This is a genomic window from Flavobacterium sp. FPG59, assembly GCF_002150205.1.
Lineage (GTDB): Bacteria > Bacteroidota > Bacteroidia > Flavobacteriales > Flavobacteriaceae > Flavobacterium.
On the sequence record NZ_MTCA01000104.1, the window covers coordinates 1 to 9,985 of the forward strand.

The following is a 9,985-nucleotide window of genomic DNA, read 5'->3' on the forward strand; positions in this document are numbered from 1 at the left end:
AAAATGTCCAACCTACATAAACAAAAGTCTCAAAAAATAATTCAAGCACATATTCAAAGTTTAGTTTGTAGATTATAAATTCATATTTAATACTTTTCTCTAAATTTAATTTAAAGCTCATTTTCTTTTAGATTGATGTCAAGATGTTTGTCCATGTCAGACTGGTGTAAACACACTTATTTTTTTATTGTAAATATAGTCGATTTGAACTACAAAAAAATAAATTTTTGCAAGAATTAGATTGTTGATTACTTAGTGAAAAAGAGGTTAGAACCATAAAAATAGAGCAGTACTAAATCCTTTTTTTAACCTTTATAATAATCTCATTGCAATATTAGTCAAGAGGTCTTTCTTTGTTTCGTTTTTGTAACGTGTATCTTGAATATGAAATAAAGACCTAACAGGTTTCTAAAACCTGTTAGGTCTCAGAGGTTAAAACAGTAAAGTTTGATAAGTTTGTTAGGTTTTTTAATTGTCCTAGTGTTTCTAAAGCAGCTATCGAGAACATAAACCTCATAGAAAAGTGCGTCTGTTTTTTATGTTATGAAAATGATATTTCCTAATCTAGCCCCGATGGAAGTGAGTATCCCACGCTTTTGGGCGTGGATACTGCGTACAGCGGGACTACACGTGATGAAACAACGAAGGTAGGTGCTCCTAAAAATAAAAAACAATAGTAATTTCAGCATTAGTTTTTTTGTGGACGGTTTCTTAATATCCTACTTTCAAACTTCGTACCTTTGCACTTTACAAAATACAATATAATGATTGAAATAGGAAAATACAATACGCTAACGATATTACGTGATACCAAAGTGGGTTTGTTTTTGGGAAATCCAGAGCAAGATCCAGAGGGAATCCATGACATTTTGCTTCCCAACAAATACGTTCCAAACGAATTTGAGATAGGTGAGGAGTTGATCGTTTTTGTGTATTTGGATCATGAAGAAAGACCAGTTGCTACCACTCTGGAACCCTATATTTTATTGAATGAATTTGCACTTTTGAGAGTGAATTATACCAATCAAGTAGGAGCGTTTATGGATTGGGGAATGGAAAAAGATATTTTGGTTCCGTTTAAAGAGCAGGCGCGCCCTATGGAAAAAGGAAAACGCTATTTGGTGTACCTTTATATGGATGAAAAAACCAATAGATTAGTAGCTTCTAGTAAATTGAATCAGTTTTTGAAAAATGAAAACCTAACTGTTGAAAAAGGAGAGGAAGTTGATTTGATTGTGTCGCATATTACGGAGTTGGGTATCAACGTGATTATCAACGAAAAATATAAAGGATTGATGTACAAGGATGAAGTGTATGATGACGCCATTAGAACGGGAGACCGCATGCGTGGTTACATTAAAACAATCAGGCCAGATAATAAAATTGATGTTTCCTTGCAAATACAAGGATATCAAAGTATAGAACCCAATGCCGAAAAAATTCTGGATGAACTGCGCGCAAGCAGAGGTTTTTTGAGATTGACTGATAATTCTCATCCCGAAGACATTAAAACGGTGTTGAAGATGAGTAAAAAAACGTTTAAAAAAGCAATTGGTTCTTTATACAGGGAGCAATTGATTGAAATTAAGGAAGACGGAATTTATTTAATTAAAGAGTAAAAAAAAGAAAGACTAATCTATAAAGGTTAGTCTTTCTCTTTTTAATACTACAATAAAAAAATAGTACAAGTATTAAAATGTAATGATGGTTGAAAGAAACTTTATATACATGCTCATCAATAGTATTTAAGCCTATTTTTAAGATGTAACAGCGACATTAGTTGCTTTTGACCTCTTTTATTATATGTTCAATTCATTGCGCTAACGTGAAAAAATAGTTTCGCTATGACCTTGGCTTTTCTTTAATAGATTAGATTATTTTCTAAAAAATATTTTTAATACTGTTTTGCACAGCAAAAACAAGAAAAATAATACTTTGGTTAAACCTCAGGTGCTACTTTATTTTTACTACGACTAACATTAATGATTTGTTCATAGATTTTTTGCTCTGGAATTCTGAAAAAATAAAGCGAATAATTTCCTTAGAAAAAAGAGCGGTAACATTTTTAATGGTAAACAATACATTCTTTTTTTAGGTTAATAACTCAGTGAAGTATAATTAAGAAAATCAACTTTGAAGCTTGTAATAAGATGATTAACTTATTATAAAGTTAAAAAATAGTATGCTAATAACCATTAAGAATATCGTTTTTTTTCTGATTTTTAACATTTTAAATCCTTTCATCAGAGAAGGATTACCATAAGCTTATTCAAAATAGACTAGATATAATGTAAAAAATGATTTATTTTTACACTGAAATAATTTAAAACAATTACCATGGATTGGATTACTGCCAAAGAGTACGAAGATATCACCTATAAGAAATGTAACGGCGTTGCAAGAATTGCGTTTAACAGACCTGATGTACGCAATGCTTTTCGACCAAAAACTACTGCCGAATTGTACAATGCTTTTTATGACGCCCAAGAAGATACCTCAATAGGTGTTGTATTGTTATCAGCTGAAGGACCATCCTCCAAAGATGGCGTGTACTCTTTTTGCAGTGGTGGCGATCAAAATGCACGTGGCCATCAAGGTTATGTGGGTGATGACGGGCAACATCGTTTGAATATCTTAGAAGTACAACGATTAATTCGTTTTATGCCAAAAGTAGTTATTGCTGTAGTGCCAGGATGGGCAGTAGGTGGAGGGCACAGTTTACATGTAGTGTGTGATATGACACTTGCTAGCAAAGAGCACGCTATTTTTAAACAAACCGATGCGGATGTAACTAGTTTTGATGGAGGTTATGGATCAGCTTATTTAGCTAAAATGGTAGGTCAAAAAAAAGCTAGAGAAATTTTCTTCCTTGGCCGTAATTATTCGGCTCAAGAAGCTATGGATATGGGTATGGTAAATGCTGTGGTGCCTCATGATGAATTAGAAGCTACGGCTTATGAATGGGCACAAGAAATTTTGCAAAAATCGCCTATGGCTATCAAAATGTTAAAATTTGCTATGAACTTGACTGATGATGGTATGGTGGGTCAACAAGTATTTGCTGGCGAAGCTACTCGATTGGCCTATATGACCGAAGAAGCTAAAGAAGGTAGAAATGCATTCTTAGAGAAAAGAAAACCAAATTTTGAAAAAAAATGGTTGCCATAAAAAGTTTTAAGTTTTAGGTTTTCAATTCGAAAACCTAAAACGTTACACTTTAAAATTGAAAGAAAATAAAAAAATGCAAAACTTTTCGAACGAAATAATTGATACCGATTTACTCCCAAAATATGAGGAAGTAATTTTTACAAAATTGCATCCCAAATATATTTTTGTGGTGGCAATCAAGCTTGCTATTTTGATTATTACACTAATTGCAGCTCCTTTTATTTATTTGTATTTTGAACCAGATGGTTTTTCAGGTAGAATATCATTTTTATTAGGTTTAATATCTCCATTTGTATTGCTGTTTATCGTTTTATTTGCGCTGCTTAGTTTTAGAAAAAAAGGTTTTGCATTTAGAGAGCATGATGTTTTGTATCGATATGGAGTTTTGGCAACCAATACAATTATAATTCCTTATAATAGAGTGCAACATGTAGCCTTACATGAAGGATTTATACCTGGTTTTTTTGGCTTAGCCGAAATAGAAATATTTACAGCGGGCGGAAGTTCTAGTGACATTCAAATACCCGGAATTGAAAAGGAACAAGCCGAAAATATAAAACAGTTATTGATGGTTAAAATTCAAAAACAACTGTGATGGATGTAAGTTTTAGTGCGCCGCAAAGACAATCTCCAGTGGGAGTGTTGGTGTTGTTTTTTTATGCTTTACAAAAAAATGCTCGCGCTTTCTGGCCGCTAATTGTGGTGTATGCTTTTAAATTCAAGGAGTTAAATATTTTATACCTGGTTACGGGTATTGTGTTGTTTTTACTTTTGATAGGCGTTATATCGTATTTGAAATACCGCAGTTTCACCTTTTTTTTAGATGCTGAAAAAGAAGAATTTATTATTTCTGATGGAATTTTAAACAAAACCAAAACTGCCATACAGCTGGATAAAATTCAACAAGTAAACATCAATCAGTCTTTTATTCAAAAATTAATTGGTGTTTATGAATTGCATGTAGATACGGCTGGAAGTTCCAAAAAAGAGGGTCATATTAAAGCTATTTCTCATGAAGTGGCGTTAGAATTAAAATCGCGTTTACTTGACCAATCGGCTTTAAAAACAAGTCAAGATTTAGATATAAATTCAAACCTTGCTGATAAAGAAGCAGAAGTAACTGAGGCACCTTTTGTAACCATAGGGTTGCTGAGTTTGTTAAAGTTAGGAATTACCTCAAATTACGGTAAAACAATAGGATTAATTATCATTTTTGGAAGCACTATTTATGAAAATTTTAGAAAATTCAGTGAGAGTGATTCCGTATATCAAGAACAAGTTAATTCTTATGTTGATAAAGGTTTAGCTTCTCAATCTCTTGTAATTGGTTTTGTATTTGTATTAGCAGGTGTATTGGTACTGAATATTGCACGGGTAATTATACAATATTTTGGGTATACAATTGCACGTCAAAAAAATTCTATGTTATTGTCTTATGGATTATTCAATTCTAAAAGCACCATTCTTAAGCCTGACAAAGTCCAAATTACAACCATTAAAAGAAATTTTTTCCAAAAAAAGCTCGGAATATTAGAATTAAGAATAAGACAAGCTACCAGCGGTACTGCCGAAGATAGAAAATCTATCATTGAAATTCCAGGATGCAGTGATTTAGAGAGCAGTTCGGTTTTACAATTATTGTATGGTCAAATACCTGAAAAAGGTTTAGCCTTAAAGCCTAATTTTAGAGTGTTAGCTGTAGCGTTGTTGTTGTATATCCTTGTTCCTGTTTTATTGTTCTACGCCATAGGAGCTTGGTTGGAACCCGCTGCATTTGACTTTGTATATTTAGTTCCTGTTTATGTAATTTTTATAGGTTTACTACAGTATTTCAAATTCAAAAATAATAGATTGTTCATTCATGATAATTTTATCATCAAGCAAAGTGGTGGTTGGGATATCAGCACGGCAATTATCGAGCCTCATAAAATACAAGCTATTTCCACATCGCAATATTTTTGGCATAAAAAATTAGATCTTGGTTCTGTTATTTTGCACACTGCTGGAGGAACTATTTCGTTCCAGATGGGTAATTTTACAATTTTAAAAAGTAAAGTAAATTTGTGGTTGTATCGAATGGAAAAATCCGATAGCAACTGGATGTAAAAGAAAAACTCAATTCATAAGGGATTGAGATTTAAATAAAAAAATTATGAAACATTGGATTGAGGCCGCGCGTTTACGCACACTGCCATTATCAGTATCTGGAATAATCGTAGGAAGTATGTATGCTCTTGCAAATCCTACCGAAAATATTTTAACACCTACCGAAGTTTTTAGTTGGGCCATTTTTGGCTTAGCGCTTTTAACTACATTAGGATTGCAAGTGCTGTCTAATTTTGCTAACGATTATGGTGATGGCGTTAAAGGAACTGATAATGAAGATAGAATAGGGCCTAAACGTGCCATACAAAGCGGTGTAATAACACCACAGGCCATGAAAAAGGCAATTATTATTACTTCAATAGCCACATTGACTGCAGCTATTTTATTGATTTATGTATCCTTTTCAGATACAAATATTTTCTACTCCCTATTTTTTTTAATGCTAGGGGTAGCGGCCATTATTTCGGCCATACGTTACACAGTAGGAAAATCAGCTTATGGCTACCATGGTTTGGGAGATGTATTTGTATTTATTTTCTTTGGATTAGTGAGTACTTTAGGCGTTCATTTTTTGTATACTAAACAATTGGATTTCAATTTGTTTTTACCTGCCATTGCAATAGGATTATTAAGTACCGGTGTTTTGAATTTGAACAACATGCGTGATGAAGTCTCAGACAGAAAATCAAATAAAAATACGATAGTGGTTAAAATAGGTGGCGAAAATGCCAAAAAATATCACTATTTTTTAATTTTAACAGCCATGTTGCTTGTTGTAATTTTTGCTGTAATTAGTCAGTACAGGGCAGACCAGTATTTATTTATAATCGCATTTATTCCATTATTAAAACATTTAAAAACGGTTTATAACAATAAAAATCAAAAAGATCTTGACCCTGAACTTAAAAAATTAGCCTTAAGCACCTTTGCATTAGCCATACTATTATCAATATGTATGGTTTCATTCATTCAGGATTTATTTGTAAATTTATTTCTCGGCGGAAGATAATTTAAGAACTAAACTTTTAAAACAATAACAATGAAAATAACATTTTACGGTCACGCATCATTAGGAATAGAAGTTGGTGGCAAACACATACTTGTTGATCCATTTATATCGGCAAATCCATTAGCAGCCCACATCAACATTGACACGCTAGCAGCGGATTATATTTTATTAACTCACGCACACGGAGATCATATTCTTGATGTAGAAGCCATAGCTTCAAGAACAAACGCTGTAATTGTATCCAATGCTGAAATTGCAGGATATTATGGTGCAAAAGGGTTTCAACCACACCCTATGAACCACGGTGGAAGTTGGAAATTTGATTTTGGTAAAGTAAAATATGTAAATGCAGTTCACTCCAGTTCTTTTCCAGACGGCTCTTACGGCGGTAACCCAGGTGGTTTTGTCATAGAAGGCGAGCATAAAAATATTTATATTGCAGGTGATACGGCACTTACCATGGATATGAAACTCATCCCATTGCGCACAAAACTTGATTTAGCCATTTTACCAATAGGTGATAACTTCACCATGGATGTTGAGGACGCTATCATTGCATCAGATTTTGTAGAATGTGATAAAATTTTAGGATACCATTTTGATACTTTCGGCTATATCGAAATCAATAAGGAGGAGTCTATACGTAAATTCTTCAACAAAGGAAAGGATTTAATGTTGCTAGAAATTGGGAACTCTATTGATTTGTAATTTTTTAGGAGCTATTTCCTGCTATTCGTTACAATCTTTTACAAAGCCTTAAGCCTAGATGGGCTTACGGCTTTATAAAAGGATTTTCACTGCTATCAGGGCTAGGAAAATACCATTCATAAGTACTAAACGTACTCCTAAACACGTTTTAGAATGTCATGTTATCCATTATTTTATTTTACCATGCTAAATAGAAAGCTATTTGTTTTTGTTCTATTCTTACTTTCTTCTCATACTATTTTTGCTCAACAGGATGGTTATTGGGATAAAACCCGAGCTACATCAGAAGAAATTACGGTATCTGCACGAGACAGAATCATCATCAAAACTCAAGATTTTCCAGAGGGAACCACTGAGGTCGTTTTTAGAATTACCCTCTTAGACAAAAACCAGCAATTGGCTGGAAGTTTGGTATCTGTTTTAAAATCAATTCCAGATCCTACAGGAATTAGTCAAGGATCAGCAGGAGCTGTTTTTATTTTGTCTAAAATTTCAGGAGATGATACCTGTAAGTATGCCATATTTACAAGTGCTGATTTGGCAAAACAATACAAAGAAAACGGAAAAACAGATACTGCCTGTTTGGTTCAAAACACACCAATAAGCAAAGATGCCAAACGACTTTCAACTGATAAATCGGCTTGTATGCAAAGCAACAAGGGAAACTTGTGGTTTGGTTTTGAAAGTAAAAACTGGATTATGAACCAGAAAATAATTTTAGAAGTTGTTCCTTGGGTTAATAAAAAGTTAAGTCGTGGCTGGACAATTGAAAACAGAAAGTCTATTATTGATCAATGTAAAACATCAAACTTGGCTCAAAAAATGAGTAATTCTGATGATTTTTGTGTTTGTGTATTAGATAAAATTCAAACCAAATACACCTTTTCCGAGTTTCAAAAATTGTTAGCTGTAGAGCGTGCAAAATCGTATAAAGATTTTGGAAATAGTTGTTTTGGCGAAAGCAACCTTTCGACTGCTGTTTATGAAGACTTAAGAAAACAAGCTGCTGCATTAGCAAATCAAGGCAAACATGGTGAAGCCATACAAAAACTGACTACCATTATCAATGATGGAAAAGCTACTTCACTAGATTACAATGCTATTGGATACAGTTATTTAGTGACAAAACAATATGGAAAGGCATTGAAGTTTTTAAAAGAAGGCCAAAAAAAGGATGAAACAGAATTGTTAATTCAGCTTAATTTGGCGCATGCGTATTTGTTAAACGAAAATTTTTCCTTGGCCAAAGCCATTTACAAACAATACCAGTCTCAAAACGTAACGGATAGTTTGAGTTGGACACAAAAAATTAAGCAAGATTTTGAAGCCTTTAAAAAAGCTGGAATCGTGTCTAATGATTTTGAAAAAGTTTTAAAAATAGTAGATTAAATCAATCAAGATCTTCACTTACACCAAAAAAAAATATATTTTGAAAGCAACCTATCACAAATACATTCTTAATTTTAAACGCCCATCAGGCACTTCTCGAGGTGTAATGAACGATAAAGAAACTTGGTTTATAGTATTAGAACAAGACGGTAAAAAAAGAATTGGTGAGTGTGGTATTTTACGAGGTTTAAGTATAGATGACAGACTGGATTATGAAGAGACTTTACAGTGGACCTGCGAAAACATTCACTTAGGAAAGGAAAAACTATGGGAAGCTTTGTTAGAATTTCCTTCTATTCAGTTTGGTATAGAAATGGCTTTTCAATCGCTAGACAGTGATCATCCTTTTATGTTATTTCCATCTAAATTTACTGCTGGCCAAGAAGCAATTGTAATAAATGGACTGGTATGGATGGGTGAGGAGCAGTTCATGAAAAAGCAAATAGAAGAAAAGCTGGCAGATGGTTTTAAGTGTATCAAACTTAAAATAGGCGCCATAGATTTTGATGCAGAACTTCAATTGCTAAAGTTTATAAGAGATCATTTTTCGCCAGAGCAAATAGAAATTCGGGTTGATGCTAATGGTGCATTTGCGGTAGAAAACGCTTTAGATAAGTTACTACAACTTCATGAATTTAAGATACATAGTATTGAACAGCCAATTCAAAAAAATCAAATTGAAAATATGGCAGAGCTGTGTGAGAAAACTCCATTTCCTATAGCGCTAGATGAAGAGTTGATAGGAGTTTTTTTGAAAAAGGATAAAGAGCAATTATTACTTCAAATAAAACCACAATACATTATTCTTAAACCAAGTTTTATAGGCGGTTTCAAAGGCACGCAAGAATGGATTGACCTGGCTGAGAAGCATAAAATAGGGTGGTGGATTACCTCTGCACTAGAGAGTAATATCGGATTAAACGCCATAGCACAATGGACATTTGAGAAAAATAGTGCTATGCCACAAGGATTAGGAACTGGAGCTTTGTACACTAATAATTTTGATTGTCCGCTTGATGTTTCAAATGGTCATTTGTGGTACAACCCCACAACTGATTGGGATTTTGACTTTTCAAAATTGGTATAGTAAATGGAAATTGAATGCCACTATTTTGTATTTTTAGAAATATACTTTCGAAGTGATTCTTGAGCTTGTTTTTGAATTTTTCCCTGAAAAAATCCGGTCCATCCTAACAAAAATCCAGTTATTCCAAAGGCTTGTTTAGACCATTTATAAAGGTCAAAATCATCAGTATGCTTTATAATTAAACCATCTTTAAATTGAAACTGGGCATTAATTTTGTTTATTACAAGTCTATTCGTTTTGCTAAATAAATAAGTTGCTTCCCACTGCGCTGATCCAGTAAACTCATTTGCTTTGCAATCAGAAAAAATCACTTTTAAATTTCCGTTACTTCGTTCTAACAGCATTTTCCACATTATAGTAACTTGTTCTCCTGTTAAAGTACCAAAAACAGGATCTCTAAAGTGAACCTCTTTTGCATAACACTCACTCATAGTTTTAAAGTCGGCATTTGCAAAGGCAGTATAGAATTTTACAATTGTATTTTCGTTAGCATTCATGGTGTTTAATTTTAGTAAATC

9 protein-coding genes are annotated in these 9,985 nt (G+C 33.2%); 8 read left to right on the forward strand and 1 reads right to left on the reverse strand.

Going from position 1 to position 9,985, the window contains the following annotated elements; genetic code table 11:
- The first annotated feature begins 764 nt into the window (after positions 1-764).
- From FPG59_RS10075 to FPG59_RS10110, 8 genes are all read left to right on the forward strand, one after another.
- A complete protein-coding gene (locus FPG59_RS10075) occupies positions 765-1,619 on the forward strand; it encodes a S1 RNA-binding domain-containing protein (protein WP_086454478.1) in 855 nt (284 codons plus the stop codon).
- A gap of 718 nt (positions 1,620-2,337) precedes the next feature.
- Positions 2,338-3,168 (forward strand): 1,4-dihydroxy-2-naphthoyl-CoA synthase, encoded by an 831-nt coding sequence (locus FPG59_RS10080; RefSeq protein ID WP_086454479.1) that lies wholly within the window; start codon positions 2,338-2,340, stop codon positions 3,166-3,168.
- 55 nt (positions 3,169-3,223) lie between these two features.
- Positions 3,224-3,763, forward strand: a complete 540-nt coding sequence (locus FPG59_RS10085) for a PH domain-containing protein (RefSeq protein ID WP_254906680.1) — start codon at positions 3,224-3,226, stop codon at positions 3,761-3,763.
- Complete coding sequence (locus tag FPG59_RS10090) at positions 3,763-5,274, forward strand: PH domain-containing protein (RefSeq protein ID WP_086454480.1); 1,512 nt, start codon at positions 3,763-3,765, stop codon at positions 5,272-5,274. The genes FPG59_RS10085 and FPG59_RS10090 overlap by 1 nt, the downstream gene beginning before the upstream one ends.
- Positions 5,275-5,320: 46 nt before the next feature.
- A complete protein-coding gene (gene menA, locus FPG59_RS10095) occupies positions 5,321-6,283 on the forward strand; it encodes a 1,4-dihydroxy-2-naphthoate octaprenyltransferase (protein ID WP_086454481.1) in 963 nt (320 codons plus the stop codon).
- A 30-nt stretch (positions 6,284-6,313) separates the two neighbouring features.
- Positions 6,314-6,991 carry a metal-dependent hydrolase gene (locus FPG59_RS10100; protein WP_086454482.1) on the forward strand — a complete coding sequence of 226 codons (678 nt, stop codon included), beginning with the start codon at positions 6,314-6,316 and terminating at the stop codon, positions 6,989-6,991.
- A gap of 153 nt (positions 6,992-7,144) precedes the next feature.
- Positions 7,145-8,380 carry a tetratricopeptide repeat protein gene (locus FPG59_RS10105; protein WP_254906681.1) on the forward strand — a complete coding sequence of 412 codons (1,236 nt, stop codon included), beginning with the start codon at positions 7,145-7,147 and terminating at the stop codon, positions 8,378-8,380.
- A gap of 40 nt (positions 8,381-8,420) precedes the next feature.
- Positions 8,421-9,467, forward strand: a complete 1,047-nt coding sequence (locus FPG59_RS10110; protein WP_086454484.1) for an o-succinylbenzoate synthase — start codon at positions 8,421-8,423, stop codon at positions 9,465-9,467.
- A gap of 20 nt (positions 9,468-9,487) precedes the next feature.
- On the opposite strand, the gene FPG59_RS10115 is transcribed toward FPG59_RS10110, so the two are convergent.
- The coding region (locus FPG59_RS10115; RefSeq protein ID WP_369596810.1) for a nuclear transport factor 2 family protein at positions 9,488-9,985 on the reverse strand (498 nt) is incomplete at its 5' end.

What these genes read in the sequence shown, in the direction of transcription:
- FPG59_RS10090 (WP_086454480.1), top strand. Translation starts at nt 3,763, where the DNA reads ATGGATGTAAGTTTTAGTGCGCCGCAAAGACAATCTCCAGTGGGAGTG.
- FPG59_RS10105 (WP_254906681.1), top strand. Translation starts at nt 7,145, where the DNA reads ATGTCATGTTATCCATTATTTTATTTTACCATGCTAAATAGAAAGCTA.
- FPG59_RS10080 (WP_086454479.1), top strand. Translation starts at nt 2,338, where the DNA reads ATGGATTGGATTACTGCCAAAGAGTACGAAGATATCACCTATAAGAAA.
- FPG59_RS10075 (WP_086454478.1), top strand. Translation starts at nt 765, where the DNA reads ATGATTGAAATAGGAAAATACAATACGCTAACGATATTACGTGATACC.
- menA (WP_086454481.1), top strand. Translation starts at nt 5,321, where the DNA reads ATGAAACATTGGATTGAGGCCGCGCGTTTACGCACACTGCCATTATCA.
- FPG59_RS10100 (WP_086454482.1), top strand. Translation starts at nt 6,314, where the DNA reads ATGAAAATAACATTTTACGGTCACGCATCATTAGGAATAGAAGTTGGT.